18 protein-coding genes are annotated in these 18,485 nt (G+C 60.6%); 6 read left to right on the top strand and 12 right to left on the bottom strand.

The window, feature by feature from the left end; all coding sequences use genetic code 11:
* Positions 1–6: 6 nt before the first annotated feature.
* The 3 genes from gnd to PBDP_RS14140 are packed head-to-tail and all read left to right on the top strand — an operon-like array spanning position 7 to position 3,346.
* Complete coding sequence (gene gnd, locus PBDP_RS14130) at positions 7–1,011, top strand: phosphogluconate dehydrogenase (NAD(+)-dependent, decarboxylating) (protein ID WP_256594279.1); 1,005 nt, start codon at positions 7–9, stop codon at positions 1,009–1,011.
* On the top strand, positions 1,008–2,528 hold the full coding sequence (zwf, locus tag PBDP_RS14135) for a glucose-6-phosphate dehydrogenase (protein WP_109755353.1): 1,521 nt from the start codon (positions 1,008–1,010) through the stop codon (positions 2,526–2,528). The genes gnd and zwf overlap by 4 nt, the downstream gene beginning before the upstream one ends.
* On the top strand, positions 2,525–3,346 hold the full coding sequence (locus PBDP_RS14140) for an HAD family hydrolase (protein WP_109755354.1): 822 nt from the start codon (positions 2,525–2,527) through the stop codon (positions 3,344–3,346). Before zwf ends, PBDP_RS14140 begins: the two co-directional genes overlap by 4 nt.
* Positions 3,347–3,518: 172 nt before the next feature.
* On the opposite strand, the gene nhaB is transcribed toward PBDP_RS14140, so the two are convergent.
* The 3 genes from nhaB to PBDP_RS14155 form a co-directional block, all read right to left on the bottom strand.
* Positions 3,519–5,021, bottom strand: a complete 1,503-nt coding sequence (gene nhaB / locus PBDP_RS14145; RefSeq protein WP_116832350.1) for a sodium/proton antiporter NhaB — start codon at positions 5,019–5,021, stop codon at positions 3,519–3,521.
* 95 nt (positions 5,022–5,116) lie between these two features.
* The gene (locus tag PBDP_RS14150; protein WP_116832351.1) at positions 5,117–6,406 is read right to left on the bottom strand and encodes a hypothetical protein; all 1,290 of its coding nucleotides are present in this window, start codon (positions 6,404–6,406) and stop codon (positions 5,117–5,119) included.
* A 183-nt stretch (positions 6,407–6,589) separates the two neighbouring features.
* Positions 6,590–6,856: a hypothetical protein gene (locus PBDP_RS14155; protein WP_109755357.1), complete on the bottom strand. Its 267-nt coding sequence runs from the start codon at positions 6,854–6,856 to the stop codon at positions 6,590–6,592.
* Between the two features lie 341 nt (positions 6,857–7,197).
* Between PBDP_RS14155 and PBDP_RS14160 the strand changes: the two genes are divergently transcribed.
* Positions 7,198–8,523, top strand: a complete 1,326-nt coding sequence (locus tag PBDP_RS14160; protein ID WP_109755358.1) for a sigma-54 dependent transcriptional regulator — start codon at positions 7,198–7,200, stop codon at positions 8,521–8,523.
* Between the two features lie 137 nt (positions 8,524–8,660).
* Here PBDP_RS14160 and fapF read toward each other — a convergent pair whose 3' ends face one another.
* The 9 genes from fapF to PBDP_RS14205 all read right to left on the bottom strand — a co-directional run bounded on the left by fapF (position 8,661) and on the right by PBDP_RS14205 (position 16,964).
* The gene (gene fapF, locus PBDP_RS14165) at positions 8,661–9,944 is read right to left on the bottom strand and encodes a fibril amyloid transporter FapF (protein ID WP_109755359.1); all 1,284 of its coding nucleotides are present in this window, start codon (positions 9,942–9,944) and stop codon (positions 8,661–8,663) included.
* Between the two features lie 46 nt (positions 9,945–9,990).
* A complete protein-coding gene (fapE, locus tag PBDP_RS14170; RefSeq protein WP_109755360.1) occupies positions 9,991–10,737 on the bottom strand; it encodes a fibril amyloid subunit FapE in 747 nt (248 codons plus the stop codon).
* Positions 10,738–10,795: 58 nt separating this feature from the next.
* Positions 10,796–11,476, bottom strand: a complete 681-nt coding sequence (gene fapD / locus PBDP_RS14175) for a fibril amyloid maturation endopeptidase FapD (RefSeq protein ID WP_109755361.1) — start codon at positions 11,474–11,476, stop codon at positions 10,796–10,798.
* Positions 11,477–11,580: 104 nt separating this feature from the next.
* Entirely contained in the window at positions 11,581–12,558 is a 978-nt protein-coding gene (gene fapC, locus PBDP_RS14180; protein ID WP_109755362.1) for an amyloid-like fimbrin subunit FapC, read from the bottom strand.
* Between the two features lie 59 nt (positions 12,559–12,617).
* Positions 12,618–13,211: a fibril amyloid subunit FapB gene (gene fapB, locus PBDP_RS14185; protein ID WP_212802423.1), complete on the bottom strand. Its 594-nt coding sequence runs from the start codon at positions 13,209–13,211 to the stop codon at positions 12,618–12,620.
* A 1-nt stretch (position 13,212) separates the two neighbouring features.
* Entirely contained in the window at positions 13,213–13,659 is a 447-nt protein-coding gene (gene fapA / locus PBDP_RS14190) for a functional amyloid chaperone FapA (protein WP_109755364.1), read from the bottom strand.
* Positions 13,660–13,978: 319 nt separating this feature from the next.
* On the bottom strand, positions 13,979–14,503 hold the full coding sequence (locus PBDP_RS14195) for an AAA family ATPase (protein WP_212802504.1): 525 nt from the start codon (positions 14,501–14,503) through the stop codon (positions 13,979–13,981).
* The gene (gene pnuC / locus PBDP_RS14200; RefSeq protein ID WP_109755365.1) at positions 14,500–15,063 is read right to left on the bottom strand and encodes a nicotinamide riboside transporter PnuC; all 564 of its coding nucleotides are present in this window, start codon (positions 15,061–15,063) and stop codon (positions 14,500–14,502) included. Before pnuC ends, PBDP_RS14195 begins: the two co-directional genes overlap by 4 nt.
* A 266-nt stretch (positions 15,064–15,329) precedes the next feature.
* Complete coding sequence (locus PBDP_RS14205; RefSeq protein WP_212802424.1) at positions 15,330–16,964, bottom strand: methyl-accepting chemotaxis protein; 1,635 nt, start codon at positions 16,962–16,964, stop codon at positions 15,330–15,332.
* 273 nt (positions 16,965–17,237) lie between these two features.
* Here PBDP_RS14205 and PBDP_RS14210 point away from each other — a divergent pair, with 273 nt between their 5' ends.
* Together PBDP_RS14210 and PBDP_RS14215 are read left to right on the top strand one after the other, a co-directional pair.
* Positions 17,238–18,068, top strand: a complete 831-nt coding sequence (locus PBDP_RS14210; protein ID WP_109755367.1) for an undecaprenyl-diphosphate phosphatase — start codon at positions 17,238–17,240, stop codon at positions 18,066–18,068.
* A complete protein-coding gene (locus tag PBDP_RS14215) occupies positions 18,065–18,484 on the top strand; it encodes a DUF1294 domain-containing protein (RefSeq protein ID WP_212802425.1) in 420 nt (139 codons plus the stop codon). Before PBDP_RS14210 ends, PBDP_RS14215 begins: the two co-directional genes overlap by 4 nt.
* Position 18,485 lies beyond the last annotated feature (1 nt).

Genomic DNA, 18,485 nt, shown 5'->3' on the forward strand with positions numbered 1-18,485 from the left:
ACCTTTATTTGTAGTAGGGAGCATCAGCACATGCAACTCGGGATTATTGGACTGGGCCGCATGGGCGGCAATATTGCGCGGCGCCTGATGCTCAATGGGCACACCACCGTCGTTTATGACCGCAATGCCGCTTTTGTCGAAAACCTGCGCCAGGAAGGCGCCACAGGCGTCGCGGACCTGCCGGCGCTGGTCGCCGGCCTGGAGAAGCCACGGGCGGTCTGGGTCATGCTGCCGGCCGGCGCACCCACCGAAGACACCATCAATGACCTCAGTGAACTGCTTGAGCCAGGCGACGTGATCATTGATGGCGGCAACACGTACTACAAGGACGACATCCGTCGCGCTCAGGCCCTGTCGGAAAAAGGCCTGAGCTACATCGACGTCGGCACCTCCGGCGGCGTTTGGGGCTTGGAGCGCGGCTACTGCATGATGATTGGCGGTGATGCCGAAGTGGTCCAGCGCCTGGACCCGTTGTTCGATAGCCTGGCGCCGGGCATGGGCGACATCCCGCGCACCCGTGACCGCAAATCCGACGATGACCGCGCCGAACGTGGCTATATCCATGCAGGTCCGGCCGGCTCGGGGCATTTCGTGAAGATGATCCACAATGGGATCGAATACGGAATGATGCAGGCCTTTGCCGAGGGCTTTGACATCCTCAAGACCAAATCCAGCGAAAGCCTGCCACCGGAGCAGCGTTTCGACCTGAACCTGGCCGATATCGCCGAAGTCTGGCGTCGCGGTAGCGTGGTGTCGTCCTGGTTGCTGGACTTGACCGCCGATGCGCTGGCCAGCGATCCGAAACTGGACGGTTTTTCCGGCGAAGTCGCCGACAGCGGCGAAGGGCGCTGGACCATCGAAGCCGCCATCGAGCAAGCGGTGCCGGTTCCGGTCCTGTCCAGTTCGCTGTTTGCCCGTTTCCGCTCACGCCAGCAAAGCACGTACGGTGACAAAATGCTCTCGGCCATGCGCTTCGGCTTTGGCGGCCACGTGGAGACACCGAAAAAATGACCTCGATCGGCAGCAAATCCAAGGCAGAACCCGCGCCGCCGACCACGCTGTTCCTGTTCGGCGCCCATGGCGATCTGGTCAAGCGTCTGCTGATGCCGGCGCTTTACCACCTCAGTCGCGACGGTCTGCTGGACGATGGGCTGCGCATCATCGGGGTTGACCACAACGCTATCAGCGATGTGGATTTTGCCAAGAAACTCGAGGACTTCATCCGTAACGAAGCGGCGAGCAAGGGCGGTGATGCCAACCGTGCGCTCGACCCGCTGCTGTGGGCCAAGCTGGCCCGGGGCATCAGTTACGTCCAGGGTGATTTCCTCGATGACGGCACCTACCAGGCGCTGGCGGCGAAAATCGCCGCCAGCGGCACCGGCAACGCGGTTTTCTACCTGGCGACCGCGCCGCGCTTTTTCAGTGAAGTGGTCAGCCGCCTCGGTGCGGCCGGGCTGCTTCAGGAGCAGGAGGGGGCCTTTCGGCGCGTGGTGATCGAAAAACCGTTCGGTTCCGACCTGCACACCGCCGAAGCGCTGAACGCCTGCCTGCTCAAGGTCATGAGCGAGAAACAGATCTATCGCATCGACCATTACCTGGGTAAGGAAACGGTGCAGAACATTCTGGTCAGCCGTTTCTCCAACAGCCTGTTCGAAGCGTTCTGGAACAACCACTACATCGACCACGTACAAATCACCGCCGCCGAAACCGTCGGCGTGGAAACCCGTGGCAGCTTTTATGAACACACCGGCGCCTTGCGGGACATGGTGCCCAATCATCTTTTCCAACTGCTGGCGATGGTGGCCATGGAGCCGCCAGCGGCCTTTGGTGCCGACGCCGTGCGCGGAGAAAAGGCCAAGGTCGTCGGGGCGATTCGGCCCTGGTCGGTGGAGCAGGCGCGCGCCAACTCCATACGGGGCCAGTACACGGCCGGTGAGGTCGGCGGCAAGGCGGTGAATGGCTATCGCCAGGAGGCCAACGTGGCGCCTGACAGCAGCACCGAGACCTACGTCGCCCTGAAGGTCATGATCGACAACTGGCGTTGGGTCGGCGTGCCGTTTTACCTGCGTACCGGCAAGCGCATGAGCGTGCGCGACACGGAAATCGTCATCTGCTTCAAGCCAGCGCCTTACGCGCAGTTTCGCGACACCGAAGTCGACGAACTGCAACCTACATACTTGAGAATCCAGATTCAGCCCAATGAAGGCATGTGGTTCGACCTGCTGGCCAAACGGCCGGGGCCGGCGCTCGACATGGCCAATATCGAATTGGGCTTCGCCTACAAGGACTTCTTCGAAATGCAGCCGTCCACGGGTTACGAAACCTTGATCTACGATTGCCTGACCGGTGACCAGACCTTGTTCCAGCGCGCCGACAACATCGAAAACGGCTGGCGCGCCGTGCAGCCATTCCTTGATGCCTGGCAACAGGACGCAGCGGTCCAGCCTTACAAGGCCGGTGAAGATGGCCCGTCGGCCGCCGATGATCTGCTGATACGCGACGGTCGCGTCTGGCACGGCCTCGGATGAGTGATCAACTGAAACACCCCATCCGCTTTTTGCTCAGTGACATGGACGGTACGCTGCTGCTGCCTGACCACAGTCTCAACCAACGCACCATCGAAGCCGTTCGTTCATTGCGTGAGGCCGGCGTGCTGTTCAGCCTCGCCACCGGGCGGCCGCCCCGGGCGATGTTGCAGCAGATCGAGGCCTTGGGCGTCGATCTGCCCACCGCGGCGTTCAACGGCGGCACGCTGGTTCATCCCGACGGCAGTTTCCTCGCCGTGCATTACTTGCCTGCCGAGGCGGCGCTAGCCACCTTGGCGCTGTACGCCGATCAGCCTGGCATCGAGGTCTGGGTGTTTGCCGACGGCGACTGGCTGGTGCGTGACGCCAACGGGCCGATGGTGCCGGTTGAAACCCGCGGGCTGGGGTATCCGCCGGTGCAGGTCGACAGCTTCGAACCCTATCTGGAACGTATCGACAAGATTGTCGCCACCAGCGCTAACACGGACCTGCTGGTGGAACTGGAGGCTCGGCTGCATCCGCTGCTCAAAGGCCAGGCCCAGGTGTCACGTTCACAACCGATCTACCTGGATGTGACAGCGATGCAGGCCAACAAGGGCGAAGCACTGGCGACCCTGGCAGCGTTCCTGGAAGTGCCGCTGGAGCAGACGGCGGCCATGGGGGATGGCGGCAACGACCCGGCGATGTTTCATCGTGCGGGTTTGTCGATTGCCATGGGGCAGGCGGAGGAGGCGATCAAGCGTCAGGCGGATGTCGTGACCGCCGCCGTGACCGAAGACGGTGCGGCCCTGGCGATCGAGCGGTACATCCTGCCGCGGTAGACCGCCCAGGCCTTTGGTGGAACGGGAATTTATTCCCACTGTGGGAGCAAAGCTTGCTCGCGAAACAGGCACCTCGGTTCCTGAGAGACCGCATCGCCTTCATCGCGGACAAGCCTTGCTCCCACAGAAGGATCCCCTCGCCACAGGTTTTTCTTCTGTTCAGCAATATTTTCTACAACCAGTACGTCACCGCATACCAGCCCAGGCCACCCATCACCACGGTATAGGGGAGGGCCATCCAGACCATCCGGCCATAGGACAGGCGAATCAGTGGGGCAATCGCTGAGGTCAGCAGGAACAGGAAGGCGGCCTGGCCGTTAGGCGTGGCGACGCTGGGCAGGTTGGTGCCGGTGTTGATGGCTACCGCCAGGGTCTCGAACTGCTCACGGCTCATGTGGCCGGAGACGAAGGCCTGCTTCACTTCGGTAATGTAGATGGTCGCCACGAATACGTTGTCGCTGATGGCTGACAGCAGGCCGTTGGCAATGAAGAGCATGCCTGGCTGTTGATCGGCGGGCAGGGCGAGCACCCATTGAATCAGCGGGGTGAACAGTTGCTGGTCATGAATGACCGCTACCACCGCAAAGAACACCACCAGCAGTGCGGTAAAGGGCATTGCGTCCTTGAACGCGTTGCCGAGCCGGTGCTCGTCGGTGATCCCCGTGAAGGCGGTAATCAACACGATGACCATCAGGCCGATCAGGCCGACTTCGGCGATGTGCAGGGCCAGGCCGACGATCAGGATCAACGCAGCGATGCCCTGCACGATCAGGGCGGCGCGTTGGCGTGCTGTGCGTTCGCGATTGTCCTGCTCGGCGTAGTCGGCCAGTACGGTACGTACGTTGTCCGGCAGCAGCGTGCCGTAACCGAACCAGCGCAGCTTTTCCAGTGCCACACAGGTCACCAGCCCTGCCACCAGCACGGGCAACGACACTGGCGCGACTTTCAGGAAGAAATCTGCAAAATGCCAGCCCATCTCATGGCCGATCAGCAGGTTCTGCGGTTCGCCCACCAGGGTGCATACGCCGCCCAGCGCGGTGCCTACGGCGCCATGCATCAGCAGGCTGCGTAGAAACGCCCGAAACTGGTTGAGATCTTCATGATGGTGCGACGGCAGCTCGTGGTCTTCATCGACGTTGCTGTCCAGGCGTGGATCATTGCCCGAGGCCACACGGTGATACACCGCATAGAAGCCCACGGCCGCACTGATGATCACCGCCGTGACGGTCAAGGCATCGAGGAAGGCCGACAGGAACGCCGAGAGAAAGCAGAACATCAAGGCCAGCAGCGCCTTGGAACGCACGCCCAGGAGCAGGCGTGAAAACAGGAACAGCAGCAGATCCTTCATGAAGTAGATGCCGGCGACCATGAACATCAGCAGCAGGATGACCGGGAAGTTATGCAGCAGCTCGTCGTACAGCGCTTTGGGGGTGGTCATGCCCAGCACCAGGGCTTCGACCAGCAACAGGCCGCCAGGCATCAGCGGGTAGCATTTAAGGGCCATGGCGAGGGTGAAGATGAACTCCACCACTAGCATCCAACCGGCAATGACCGGACCCAGGGTCCACAGCACCACGGCATTGAGGATCAGGAAAGTGATGATGCACGCCTTATACCAGCGTGGGGAGTGCCCCAGAAAGTTGTGCGCGAAAGCCTGAGCCATTGGACCGGACATCGGCTGCTCCTTTTAATTAGAAGCGCGCAACTTGCCGTAAGAGATGGGGAATATCAAGCGTAGGAATAAATACTGTTCCCCCGGGATAATTCGGTTCAGGCCCAATATCGCGCAACCACCGCTCGATAACGACCGTGGAGCGAATAGCCGCCCACCAGGATTCTGCCGTCAGCCTGCACCGCCAGGGCGGTGGCGGTGTCCAGGCTGTAGCCGAGTCGTGTACGAACCCAGCCTTTGCCCTGGCCGAAATCCGGATCGAGGCTGGCATCCGGCAAGTGCCGGGCAAGTATGAAATCGGCCTCGATACCGCCGATGGTGGCACCGGCGGTCACCAGTTTTCCGTCCGGCTGAAGTTGAGCGGCGGTCCACTGACTGGCGTTGCGTCCGATCGCCATGAGCCGGCACTGGCCCTGGTTGCAGTGACGGTCCGGCTTGCCGTCCGGGCGCACTTTCAGGGCCAGGCTATGCATCGGGTCACGGCTGCTGCCGAATACTTGCAGATCACCGTTCGCATCCTGAACGATCTGGCTGACCATTACGCTGTGACCTTGCGCCAGGATTGTCATGAAACCGTTCTCGCCGAAGCTGTCATCGAGTTTGCCACTGCTGTCATAGCGGGCAATCAAACCATGCTGGGGCAAGTCGATGGCACCGCCGACGACAATATGACCGTCAGCCTGGAGCACCAGGCAGCCGAGCCAGGTATTTTTCAATAAGCGTCGGACCATCACGAAACCGCGACCGTTGAACGAGGTATCCAATGTTCCGTCCGGCAAGAGGCGGATCAGTACGCCGACATGATCGGACAATTGGTAGTGGTGGTTGGCGAGCACAAGGATCCGGCCATCGGCCTGCACTTGCATGTCGCAGGCTTCAAGCCCTGGCACGCCGGGCGGCAGCCACGGATCGCGCAGGCCTTGGGAGAGATTGCCGCAAAGCCGGATGATGTGCCGGCCGCCGTTGCCGAAGCTTTGAACGGCGCGACCTTGCTGGTCGAACAGCGCCAGGGCAGGAAGGGTGTGGTCGTTGTTTTCGTAGTGCAGGCCGGACAGCAGGATCTGCCCGTCGGGCAACTCGATCACTTGGCCTGCGGTTGCTTCGAAGCCGTTTTCAAATGAGCCAATCACGCAACCGTCGGTACCGAAGCCCGGGTCAGGCAAGCCGTCATGATTGAGTCGCGCCAACCCGAACCGACTGCCGCGGGCTGTCTCGATCCTGGCTGCCACAAGAATTCGTCCGGCGTGGTCGAGGGTCAGCCCGGTGGTCAGGCTCGAGGTGCTGTCTTCGAAATGAATCCAGGCTTTGCCGTTGGCGGCAAAGCCTGAGTCAAGTTGCCCGGCGTGGGCCATGGCCCCGGGGAGCACAAACGCGAACTGATCGAGCATGCCTGCCTCTCCTTGCGTATCGACCGGCCCGAAAGGGCGACGACTGCATGAGGGCATCATTCAATCCCTGAATGTGGCAACGCACAACTGTCATGTTCTACAGATACAGCGGCGATTCGTGCCATAACAATGGCTTTACAACCCAGAGCCAAGCCTGCAATCGATAACAGGCTTTACAGGTCGTTATTCAGGCATCGACCAGGATTGCAGTTTGTAGCCTTCCTGGCTCAGTTCGGCACGGGCCTGTTTCAACAGGTCGGCCAGTTGGACCGGGTCGGTATAGGCGCTGCTTGGAATCTGGGTGCGGCCAATATGAGTATTGGTACGGTCGATGACGGTCAGGCTGAGTTCACCGTTGCCGTCTTGTGGAGCCCAGGCCACGCATTGGAAAGGACGGAATGCGCGGTCGGCAATCAAAAGAGCTTCGTTGATACGGAGCGGGGCGTTCATGGCGTTTTCTCTTAAGTGTGCCCAAACAAATGATGTGCCGTCGGTTGGGCGTACCGTGCGGCTGGTTACTTGTACTGATGTTCCGAACCCGCACGCGGGTCACACATTATTTAAATAAATTTCGATTTTCTTTCAGACCAGGCTTTTAGGCTTTTGTTTGAAAGCGCCATGAAAGAAACAGGTGCGCGACAACTAACGAAACGCTCGCTTATAACCACTTTGACGCGATCTCGATAATCAATTGATACAAGGAGGCGTCAACTTCTTGCTACTGTTACATGCAGGTTTGCCAAACGACTGTTTCTAATCATATTTCCTTATTTTGGCGCCAAGGATCAGTCATGATCGAAGCCAGTACGTCACGTCGTCTGCTCGTGGTTGATCCCTGCGACGATTGTCATCGTTTGTTGCCAGGTTTGCGCACCATTGGCTGGGATGTGGACAGTTGCTCCCTCGAACACGCCGGCGATCGGACCTGTGACGTCGGTCTTTTGCGGTTGCAGCCCTTCCATCTGGAACGCCCGGAAGCAGTCAAGGAGTTGATCAGTCGCAGCGGTACCGAATGGATCGCCGTGCTCAACCAGGAAGTGTTGCGCCTGCAAAACGTCGGTGATTTTGTCTGCGAATGGTTTTTCGACTTCCATACCTTGCCGTTCGACGTGTCCAGGGTCCAGGTGACACTGGGCCGGGCGTTTGGCATGGCGCGCCTGCGGGGACAGGGTTCGATCCACATTGATCAGCCCGAACATGAACTGCTGGGCGACAGCAAGCCGATTCGCGAGCTGCGTAAATTGTTGAGCAAGCTGGCGCCTGCCGAGTCGCCGGTGTTGATCCGGGGCGAAAGCGGTACCGGCAAGGAGCTGGTGGCGCGCACCCTGCATTGTCAGTCTCACCGGCGTAACCGGCCGTTCATTGCCATCAACTGCGGAGCCATCCCGGAGCACCTGATCCAGTCCGAGTTGTTCGGGCATGAGAAGGGCGCGTTCACTGGCGCTCACCAACGCAAGATCGGACGGATCGAGGCGGCCCACGGCGGCACGTTGTTTCTCGATGAAATTGGCGACCTGCCGTTGGAGTTACAGGCCAACCTGCTGCGCTTTCTACAGGAAAAACACATTGAGCGGGTCGGCGGTAGCCAGCCGATTGCGGTCGATGTGCGAGTCTTGGCGGCTACCCATGTGGACCTTGAGGCTGCCATCGAGAACAAGCGGTTTCGCGAGGATCTGTATTACCGCCTGAACGTGTTGCAAGTGGTGATGGCGCCGCTGCGCGAACGCCATGGCGACCTGGCGATGCTCGCCAGCCACTTTTCCCATTTCTACAGCCGGGAAACCGGCCGCCGCCCCCGCAGCTTCAGCGACGATGCATTGGTGGCGATGGGCATGCATGACTGGCCCGGCAATGTGCGGGAACTGGCCAACCGCGTCCGTCGCGGCTTGGTGCTGGCCGAGGGGCGACAAATCGAGGCCCGGGACCTCGGCCTGGCCAGTCACCAAGGCGTGGCGGCCCCGATGGGTACGCTGGAGGACTACAAGACCCGCGCCGAGCGCCAAGCCCTGAGCGATGTGCTCAATCGTCATAGCGACAACCTGAGCGTGGCCGCGAGGGTGCTGGGCGTGTCCCGGCCGACGTTCTATCGGTTGCTGCACAAGCATCAGATCCGCTGACTCAAGCCCTGCACGATTCCTTGTGGGAGCGAGCCTGCTCGCGATAGCGGTGTCGGTCACAGTTAAAATGACTGATCTACCGCTATCGCGAGCAGGCTCGCTCCCACAGGGTATGGTGTCAAGACCGTCATCCTGCGCTAGAAGTAATACGGGAATTTCAGGCTGAAGCTGAAATCCGGCGCATCGTCAGTCAACCCGATGGACAGGTTGGGCACGATGGTCAGGTTGTCCGAGGCAGCGACGGTCATGCCGATGTTGAAGTAGCCGGCGTTGGCGTCGCTGGAGACCACCGATTCCCAGTCGCCGCCGTCCTGTTTGAGCTTGCTTTTCTTCTGGATCAGGTCAGAGACCGAGAACGACATGCTCATCTTCTCGTTCAAGGCAAAGGCAATGCCCGCGCCGAGCTGGAAGCTGTCGCCGATCCGCACCTTGCCCGGTACTTTCTGGTTGACCGTGGAACTGATGTCGTCGAACGATTCTTCGAAGTTATGGGTGTAGGAAAGGGTACCGAATAACACGGCCGGGTCGAAGGTCTTGACCAGCGAAAGCCCAGGGGTGATCGACCACACGCCATTGCCGGTGGGCAGGTCGTCAGGCACGAACAGGTTGGTGTTGGCCTGGGATTGACGCAGCTTGATGCCGAACGGGTCCTTGCCGGTTGGAGCCTTGACCCGCAGGGTGACCACCGCGTCCGGGTAGTTGATCGACTCATCCATGAACTTGTAGGCGATGCCGAAGTTGACGTCACCGATGGTCGGGTCGCGGGTCACGGTTTCTTCGCTGGTGACGCCGGCTGCGCCGTTGTTCGCGCCGCCTGACTGGTACGTGGATTCGCGGTAGACCACCGGGACGTTGAGGTCGAACTGCCAGCGGTTGTCAAAGTTGTAGCGACCGGTGAGGTCCAGCGTCCAGGTGTCGGCCTTGATCCGGTCGAGGTTGATGTTGCCCAGGAAAATCGAGTCCAGGGCCAGGAAACCATTGAGGATCAGTTGCCGCGTGTCGTAGCGCGAATAGGTCACGCCGGTCTCGAAGCTGAATTTGCCGCCGCCGAAGAAACCGCTGGCCTCGTCATAGAGGTTGGAGACGCTCTGGGCCGGCTGGGAATCATCGGCCAGGGATTGTCCATAGCCGCTGCCGCCGGTCGTTGCCGCGCCACCGCCGGCCACGGTCTGGTTGCCTTTCATGTCGGCGGGGGACTTGGCCAGGCGCTTGGGCGGTGGAGCGGCGGGTTGATCCTCCACTTGGCGAACCCGCTGTTCGAGCACCGCCAGGGCCTTCTGTTGGACCTCGTAGCGTTGCTTGAGCTCGAGAAGCTCCTGTTTCAGGGCCTCTATTTCGGCATCCGGGGCCGCGTGCAACACGGTCGCCGGGAACAACGTGCTTAAACACATCACAGCGCGCAACGATACGGATCGATACATGAAATATGCCGTCCCTAATTGCCCAATGATCGGAAACCAGCGTAGTTCAATAACCGAGGTTACGCAGGCCGCGCAGTTGGGTCAGGTTGCAGTCCAGTGCGCCGGCGCTGGCGCCGTTATTGTTCAGCACCACGTTGAGTTGCGTCATGTTGTTGACCAGGTTGCTGTTGCCCAGCAGGCGAGTGTTTTGCAGCAAACCACCTTGAGCCACTTGTTGCAGGGTACTGCCCTGGTTATGGCTGGCCTGGATTGCCATTTGCACACCACTGCCGGTGGCGGTGACCGCGACACTGCCGGCGGCGTTGCTGCCGCTGATGGTCTGGCCCTTGGTCAGCAGTTGACCTTGGGAAGGCACGAGCGCGGGCGCCTGGTTGCTCTCTTTCACATTGATGTTGACGTTGTTGTAGGCGGTATTGCCGTCGCCGGCGGCACGTACGCTTTGGGTCACGCCCTGGCTCGTGCCAAGGCCGGCACCACCGGTAATATTGCCGCTACCCTGTTCCGGGACGCTGCCGTTGCCGGTCTGCTTGATGGTGGAGACATAAAACTGGGGTTTGACGGTGGCGGACTGGATTTGCATGGTGCTGGTGGCGCCGATCAGGTCGCCGCTGGCGTTGCGCCAGGTACTGCTCATGACGATGCCGAAGCTGATGACTCGGCCGGGCATGACATAACGACCGCGCAGCTCGGCAAGCTCCTGGTCCTTGACTTCGATGGGTTTGAAGCCGGCATGGGCATAGCCCGAGGCAGCCGCGGCCAGGCAGGCCAGCGACAGCCAGTGTGAAGTTTTCATGTGCTGCTCCCGGAGCGTCCTGCTCCTTTTTGTACTTATGTTGGCAGTTGGTCGGCGATTAAAAGAAGTCGCTCTGTATGAAGCCGAAATCCATCAGTTCTGCATCCCTGACCGGGTTGAACCCGTCCAGTTTGTTACGTGCCGTCAGTGGTTGTGGAGGGTTGCGCAGCGTATTGGTCTTGTCATAGCCGGGGCCGACGATCGCAAAGACGATGCCGTTCCAGCCTTTGACGAAATCATCGTGGGCGTAGCGCTTGTGGCCCAGCACCGGGTCGCCGATGTAGACCCATTGCTTGTCGGCCCGCTGCAACACCACGAAGTGCTTGTAGCCGCGGATTTCCATCAGGACCACCACCGGGATCGTTACCGCTTCGAGTTTCTCTGGCGGTATCCGGTAGCCTCGGGCTCGCATGCCGATGGCTTCCACGTAGCGCTTCATGTCCAGCATGGAAAACCCTTGGGTACGGACCAGATCCTGGTCGGCATTGACCAGCATGCCTTTGATGACGTGCTCTTCATCGACATCCAGCCAATAGGCCTGGCGCAGCACCGTGGCCAGCGCGGCGGCGCCGCAACTGAAATCGGTTTTCTGCTCGACGATGTCGCTGAACTTGCGCTCGCGTATGCTTTGCACCGGTTTGTAGACCAGCATGCCGCCAGGCAGGGCGGCGACTGGTATCTGCGCCGCTTCGGCCACGCAGGCCATGCAGAGCAGCAGGGAAACGGCAGTGACACGCATGATCGATACGCCTGGTGGGAACCCTGGAAAAAAGCCCCTGTGGGAGCGAGCCTGTGGGAGCAAAGTTTGCTCCCACAGGGCAACTACCCCCGCAGTGGTACTTTTTACATGCAAGCCCTGCAGCCGGCAGCGATGGAGAGCGAGTTGCTCTGCTGGTTGCCCACGCCCGCTGACACGTTGGCGCCGCCGTTACCGGAGAAGCCGTTCATGGAGTTGGTCATGGTGGCGTTGTTGAGCACAGGGTTTTTCCAGCCGTCGCGGGTCAGCACTTGCTGGGTGTTGGTGCCGGACAGTTCGAAAGTACCCACGGCGGAGAACTTGAACTTGTCGTCATCGTGACCGCCACCGTAGCCACCTTTGTTGCCCCATCCGCCATGGCCGTCATCCTCGACGGTGCCGGTGCCTTTGGCCTTGAAGGTGCCGGAAGCGCTGGAGGTGCTGGTAAGGGTGTCGGTTTTGTAGGTCCGCACGCCTTTGTTGTCGACCACCAGGCCTGTGGAGGACTGATTGGCCTCGGCAGAGGCCTGTGCGACACGGCCACCCGATACGGCGATGGCCAGGTTGTTTTTCTGTTGGTTGAAGTTACCGGCGGTCACGTTGATGCCGATGTTGCCGGAGCCGTTGTTGCCCGCATTGGTGAGCGAGGCGTTGTTGTGGGTCGAGTTGTTTTTTACATAGTTGTTGGTATTGGTTTGCGTGGCACTTGAGGCGGCGACAGCCGAGCCGAAGATGAAGCTTTCGTCAGCGGTCGCCAGCGCTGCGGCGTTGTCTTGTTGGTTACCGTCGCCGGCGGCGATGTTGGCCCCCATGTTGCCGTTGCTGCCATTGAGGGAGTCGGTGGCTTCGGCGGTGTTTTTAGTACCCTGGTTGAGCACCTCGTTGCCGTCGCTGTTCTGCTCATCCATCACGGTAGCCATCGCGCTGGCGTTGATGGAAAGCTGTTCTTCCCACGTTGGGCCTTTGGGACCATGGTGGCCATGACCATTGCCGTGCCCGTTATCGTTTCCTCCAGCCTGTGCGGCCATTGCCATGACAGCGGCGAGAGCGAAAACCAATGGTTTGAGTGCCATTGTAGGTTTCATGGTGTTTCTCCTTGCGTGTCGTTGGTTAAGTGTCGGTACTTTCTTATGTAGCCTCCGGGTCAATCAGCGACTCGGATGCTCAGGGTGTTCGCCATACGGTTTCCCACCCCTGCGCTCTGGTTCACCTGGATGACCCCTCGGCTGCCGGTGAAGGCCTGGTCGCTGGTAACGACCTGGCGACTGCCGGTTGGGGCGCCAGTTGCTCCTGAGTTCGGTAGCAACGCCACGTTCTGTTGAGACAGGGCGCTGTCGTCAATGCTCTGCGGATGGGCACTGATGCCCACTCGCATGACATTGGCCATCTGGTTGTTGGCCCCGGCGGACTGGTTGACGCCCAGCACACCGTTGCCGTTGGTAAAGGAGTGGCCGCCGATGCGGGCGGTGGCGTTCATGGACGGGTTGGCCGGCGTGTCGACGCGTTGTTGCACATGGGTGCTGGCCTGGGCGTGGCTGCCGATGGCGATGGCTCGGGTGTTGGTCTGCTGGGTCTGGTCGCCGGCCGCCTGGTTGACGTTGAAGTTGCCGGTGTAATGGCTGCCGGAATCCTGCAGGTTGGCGCTACTGATCACCGCAACACCCGAATCGGCAAATACGTTGAAAGAGCTGAGCAGGGAAAGCATGAGCAGGGCGAGGAGAAACAGGGCGGGCTTCATGTCACTGGCCTCCCGCCAACCGACCCAACGGAGCCAGGCCGGAACTGAGCGAGCGGTTGATGGTGCCGGAGATCGCGCCGCCGCTACCACCACCGTGGCCGGCACTCATGCCCGGCATGCCGTTGGGGTTGGTCACGACGTTCAGGCCTTGCACACCGGTGTTCGGGGTGACGATGTTGCGGATCGACGAACCGCTGGCCACGCTGGCGAACTCGCCATCGCTCAGTTCGGTGCTGGCGGTCGCCTGGTTGATGCGTTCGGAGGGGTTGGCATTGACAGTGGTCGGGTAGGGGTCTTTGCCACCGTTGCGACCGATTGCAATGGGCTGCACGTCACGGGTGAGCACAATGACGCCGTTGCCCTCGGCCCGCGCTGGCAAGCTGAGCGTTGCGCTGGCGGCGCAGCCGATCAACAGCAGACAGGTCATGCCCCTATCGAAAATCCCCATGGCATCGATTCCTTCTTCGGTACGCTGGCCCTAGTCAGCGTTGCGAAGTTGGAGAGCAGGTGTCGTGCCGTGTTTTGAAATGTTTTTTATTTCAATGAGTTGGAGCTACGGGGGGGATGCCGGGGAAGGAACCTGTTTCAACACTGAGACAAGGGGCATGGTGACCAACCGGTCACCTACTGTCCCAGGGCTCTGGATCCAGGCTTTTGGGCGGGTGTTTCGGAAGCTTGACAGTCTTGATGGCAATTTGGTGAAGCGGCGTTGGATCCGGGTTTGGAGCGACTGCGTTGTTTCAAGAATGAAACAGATCACCCAGCGATCAAGCTTGAAGCAGCTGGGTAACGGCGGCGAACACTTGCCGTTGGCGTTGCGCCCAATCGCCCTCAATGACCTGGAACGGTCGCTGATGTTCGCTCAGCCAGGCCTCGATCGCCTCAAAAAACGCCAGCCGTTCTGCCAGCCCGGGTTGGCAACGCAAGCCGTCGCCGGTCCATTCGACCTGCTCGGGGCTCAGCAGCAGGTGCAGGTCATAATGGCGGGCCAGCAGGGCCGGCTCGAGCCAGCCCGGGCAGTCGCCAAACAGGGTCTGGCTCCAGAGGATGTTGCTCAGCAGGTGCGTGTCGAGGATCAACAGCGCCGGACGGCGGGCACGCGCTTCATCTTCCCAGGCCAGTTGGCCGGAGGCGATGTCGGTGATGTCGGCCAGACAGGTATCGCGTTGGGTCTGCTCCATGAAATGGCGCACGTACTCATCCACCCGCACGCCACCAAAGTGTTCCTGCAATTGCGCCGCCAGCCAACTCTTGCCGCTGGATTCCGGGCCGGTCAGCACCACCACCTTCATGCGCGCAGGGCCGGGTCGGCGCGCCATTCCCGCCAGCCTTGCACGGCCAGCAGGGTGAACAGGGCGTAGAGTGCGGCGGTCAGGTGCAAGCCCTTATAGATGAACAGGCCGACGAAAATCACATCCAGGGCGATCCACAGCGGCCAGCATTGCACGCGTTTTTGCGCCATCCACCATTGGGCCACGAGGCTGAAGCCGGTGAGTGCGGCATCGAGCCAGGGTTGGGCGGCGTCGGTCCAGTGAGCCATGGCGGCGCCCAACAACAGGCTGCCTGCCGCGCCGATAGCCAAGCCGAGCAACACCGACGGCCCACCGAGGCGGGTGACCTGGCGTCCATCATGATTGTGTCCGGCACGAGTCCATTGCCACCAGCCGTAGAGTTGCAACACCGCGTAGACAACCTGCAGCAGCATGTCCGAATACAACTTCACCTCGAAAAAGATCCAGCTGTACAGCAGCACCATGACCAGGCCGATCGGCCAGCACCAGGGGTTCTGCTTGACGGTCAACCAGACAGCGATCACGCCGAGGGCTGCGGCAAACAGTTCAAGCCCGGACATGGCGGTTCCTTGGGGAAAAGAGGAGAGGGCGGGGATTGTAAACGTTATGGCGTGGGCAGCTCCAATATCAGTGCGGGATGTGCCGCCGCCATCGCGAGCAGGCTCGCTCCCACAAAGGTATTTGCGGTGGACTCCCAGCCTGGGACCGACGCAAAACCAATGTGGGAGCGGGCTTGCTCGCGAAAGCGGTGGGTCAGCTTGCTCAATGTTGGATGTGCCAACGTCTTCGCGAGCAGGCTCGCTACCACTGGGGTATTCATCAACCCCTAGACACGGAACTGTGTGAGCAACCCGTTCAACTGTTCACTCAGCGCCTTGAGACGGCTGCTGGCCTGGCTGGATTGTTCGGCGGCCATGGCGGTGCTGTGGGACAGTCCGGCGGCCTGGGTGACGTTCTGGTTGATGTCTTCCACTACATGGGCCTGTTGCAGGGTGGCACTGGCGATGGAGGCGTTCAGGCTGTTGAGATTGCGCAGGGCCTGGCCGATGGCGTTGAGGCTGGCACCGGCCAGGCCCGCCTGTTCGATGGTCAGTTGCGAGGCACGGCTGCTGTCGCTGATGACTTTCACCGCGGCCTCGGAATGGGTTTGCAGGCGCTCGATCATCGCCTGGATCTCTGCGGTGGACTTCTGTGTGCGTTGGGCCAGCAGTCGCACTTCATCGGCGACCACCGCAAAACCCCGGCCTTGTTCGCCGGCGCGGGCAGCTTCGATGGCGGCGTTGAGGGCCAACAGGTTGGTTTGTTCGGCAATGGAGCGGATCACCTCCAGCACGCTGCCGATCTGGGTGCTTTCGCTCGCCAGGGTACGGATCACTTCCACCGCCTGATCGATGGTCTGGGACAGGCGGTCGATCTGCTGCAAGCTGCCGTCGATGTTGACCTGGCCTTGTTGGGCCTGAGACTCGGCGTCGCGCATTTCACTGGCTGCGTGCTCGGCGTTCTTGGCGACGTCCTGCACGCCATAGGTCACTTCATTGATCGCGGTCGCCACCAGCTCCATTTGCTGCGACTGCTGCTGGCTGCGCTCCTGGGCTTGGGCGGCATCGTTGCCCAATTCGTTGGAGGATTGCCCCAGCGCACTGGCCGAGGCTTGCAGTTGGGTCACCACTTGCCGCAACTTGGCGGTAAAGGCGTTGAAATGCCGCGCCAGTTGAGTAACTTCGTCCTGGCCATGAGTGTCGAGGGTGCGGGTCAGGTCGCTCTCGCCACTGGCGATGTTGGCCATGGCGTTGACGGTTTCCTGCAGCGGGCCGACGATGCTGCGCACGATCAGGGTCAACAGCAGGCCCATGAGCAGGGTGATGATCAAACCGACCACGGAAGCCTTGATCAACTGGGACTGGAACTCGGCTTGGACGTCATCGATGTACACGCCCGAACCGATGACCCAACCCCAGGGCTCGAACAATTGGACATAGGAAGTCTTGCCCACTGGGGCCTCGGCGCCCGGCTTCGGCCAGAGGTAATTGATCATGCCGGCGCCCTTGGACTTGGCGATGGCAACCATCTCGTTGAACAGCGCATAACCGTTCGGATCGCGGATGGCCGAGAGGTTCTGGCCTTCAAGCTTAGGGTTGGTCGGATGCATGACCATGACGGGCGTCAGGTCGTTGATCCAGAAGTAGTCACTCTGGTTATAACGCAGGCCACGCACGGCGCTGAGGGCCTGCTTTTGCGCGGCATCGCGAGTCAGGGTGCCAGCGGTTTCCAGGCCATGGTAGTAGCTCAGCACGCCACTGGCGGTCTGTACCACGTGCTGGGTTTTCTGCACTTTGGCTTGGTAAAGGTCGGTGTGGATCTGTTTAAGCATCAAGGCGCCAAGCGTGAACAACATCACGATGGCCACCACCAGGATGAGCCACAAGCGTCGGCTGATCGACACACTGCGCAAGCTATTCATACGCTGTCACTCCGGTTTCTTATTCTTGTCATTAACGACGGCCGGCACTTTAGCGCCCGGCAGCTATACGTAATTGACCTGGGTCATAACGCGGCAGCGTTATCAGGGCTTGTCTGATAGGATTTCGGCCCCGCAGCGCAAAACCTGAGCCTGTTCTGATTTTTCATTGGTTTTTTTTGAAAGATCACAGTTATCGTGCACCCGCTGCGAGCACCTGCTTGACACTTGAATATTGATAAGACCTGCATGAACAGCGTCTTTTTTGGGGGATGAATGGATTTGTGGACCGCCTTTTCGGCACTGATTCTTGGCGTAGTGGAAGGCTTGACGGAATTTCTGCCGATTTCCAGCACGGGACACCAGATCATTGTCGCCGACTTGCTTGAGTTCGGTGGCGAACGTTCGATGGCGTTCAACATTATCATCCAGCTCGGCGCGATTCTGGCGGTGGTCTGGGAGTTCCGGCGCAAGATCTTCGACGTGGTGCTGGGCCTGCCGACGCAACCCAGCGCCCGCCGGTTCACCGCTAACCTGCTGATCGCCTTCCTGCCGGCCGTGGTCTTGGGTGTGCTGTTCGCCGACTGGATCCACCACTACCTGTTCAACCCGATCACCGTCGCCGCCGCGCTGGTGGTGGGCGGCCTGGTGATGCTCTGGGCCGAGAAGCGCCAGCACCAGGTGCACGCCGAAACGGTGGACGAGATCTCCTGGAAGGACGCACTGAAGGTTGGCCTGGCCCAGTGCATTGCGATGATCCCGGGCACCTCGCGTTCCGGAGCGACCATCATCGGTGGCCTGCTATTCGGCCTGTCGCGTAAAACCGCTACCGAGTTTTCGTTTTTCCTGGCGATGCCGACCATGGTCGGCGCGGCGGTCTACTCGGGCTACAAATACCGCGAGCTGTTCGTCCCGGCAGATTTTCCGGTGTTCGCCATTGGCTTCGTCACAGCGTTCATTTTCGCCATGATTGCGGTCAAGGGCCTGCTGCGGTTCATCGCCAGTCACAGTTACGCCGTGTTCGCCTGGTATCGAATCGCCTTCGGCCTGTTGATCCTGGCCACCTGGCAGTTCGGCTGGGTGGACTGGAGCGCTGCCAAGCCATGAACGATTCAGGTGGCCGCAAACGTACCGGGCGCAGTGCCGACGGCGCCGTGCAGCACCTGCGGCTCAAACTGATGGTGTTTGCGCTGCTCTGTGCCTTGCCGCTGTTCGGCTCGCTGCTGTTCGGGTTGCGGGCGGTGTCGTGGGTGCCAATGGCAGCCTATGGCGTCGTCAGCGTGGTGGCGTTCCTGCTGTACTGGAGCGACAAGCGCAAGGCGCGCGCCGACGCCTGGCGCACGCCAGAGAATGTGTTGCATGCAGTGGAACTGGCCGGCGGTTGGCCTGGCGCCTTGCTGGCCCAGCAGCTGTTTCGCCACAAGACCCGCAAGGTGTCGTTCCAGGTGGTGTTCTGGTTCATCGTGCTGTTGCACCAAGTGTTCTGGATCGACCAGTTGTTCCTGGGCAGCTATCTGTTCTGAA

It is taken from the genome of Pseudomonas sp. St290, from assembly GCF_018325805.1.
Classification (GTDB): Bacteria; Pseudomonadota; Gammaproteobacteria; order Pseudomonadales; family Pseudomonadaceae; genus Aquipseudomonas; species Aquipseudomonas bijieensis.

Excerpts from the sequence above, each read along its gene's own strand:
- PBDP_RS14205 (WP_212802424.1), bottom strand. The coding sequence starts at position 16,964 with ATGAATAGCTTGCGCAGTGTGTCGATCAGCCGACGCTTGTGGCTCATC.
- fapF (WP_109755359.1), bottom strand. The coding sequence starts at position 9,944 with ATGTATCGATCCGTATCGTTGCGCGCTGTGATGTGTTTAAGCACGTTG.
- fapE (WP_109755360.1), bottom strand. The coding sequence starts at position 10,737 with ATGAAAACTTCACACTGGCTGTCGCTGGCCTGCCTGGCCGCGGCTGCC.
- nhaB (WP_116832350.1), bottom strand. The coding sequence starts at position 5,021 with ATGTCCGGTCCAATGGCTCAGGCTTTCGCGCACAACTTTCTGGGGCAC.
- PBDP_RS14160 (WP_109755358.1), top strand. The coding sequence starts at position 7,198 with ATGATCGAAGCCAGTACGTCACGTCGTCTGCTCGTGGTTGATCCCTGC.
- zwf (WP_109755353.1), top strand. The coding sequence starts at position 1,008 with ATGACCTCGATCGGCAGCAAATCCAAGGCAGAACCCGCGCCGCCGACC.
- PBDP_RS14155 (WP_109755357.1), bottom strand. The coding sequence starts at position 6,856 with ATGAACGCCCCGCTCCGTATCAACGAAGCTCTTTTGATTGCCGACCGC.
- PBDP_RS14140 (WP_109755354.1), top strand. The coding sequence starts at position 2,525 with ATGAGTGATCAACTGAAACACCCCATCCGCTTTTTGCTCAGTGACATG.
- PBDP_RS14150 (WP_116832351.1), bottom strand. The coding sequence starts at position 6,406 with ATGCTCGATCAGTTCGCGTTTGTGCTCCCCGGGGCCATGGCCCACGCC.
- fapD (WP_109755361.1), bottom strand. The coding sequence starts at position 11,476 with ATGCGTGTCACTGCCGTTTCCCTGCTGCTCTGCATGGCCTGCGTGGCC.
- fapA (WP_109755364.1), bottom strand. The coding sequence starts at position 13,659 with ATGGGGATTTTCGATAGGGGCATGACCTGTCTGCTGTTGATCGGCTGC.
- fapC (WP_109755362.1), bottom strand. The coding sequence starts at position 12,558 with ATGAAACCTACAATGGCACTCAAACCATTGGTTTTCGCTCTCGCCGCT.
- pnuC (WP_109755365.1), bottom strand. The coding sequence starts at position 15,063 with ATGTCCGGGCTTGAACTGTTTGCCGCAGCCCTCGGCGTGATCGCTGTC.
- fapB (WP_212802423.1), bottom strand. The coding sequence starts at position 13,211 with ATGAAGCCCGCCCTGTTTCTCCTCGCCCTGCTCATGCTTTCCCTGCTC.
- PBDP_RS14210 (WP_109755367.1), top strand. The coding sequence starts at position 17,238 with ATGGATTTGTGGACCGCCTTTTCGGCACTGATTCTTGGCGTAGTGGAA.
- PBDP_RS14215 (WP_212802425.1), top strand. The coding sequence starts at position 18,065 with ATGAACGATTCAGGTGGCCGCAAACGTACCGGGCGCAGTGCCGACGGC.
- PBDP_RS14195 (WP_212802504.1), bottom strand. The coding sequence starts at position 14,503 with ATGAAGGTGGTGGTGCTGACCGGCCCGGAATCCAGCGGCAAGAGTTGG.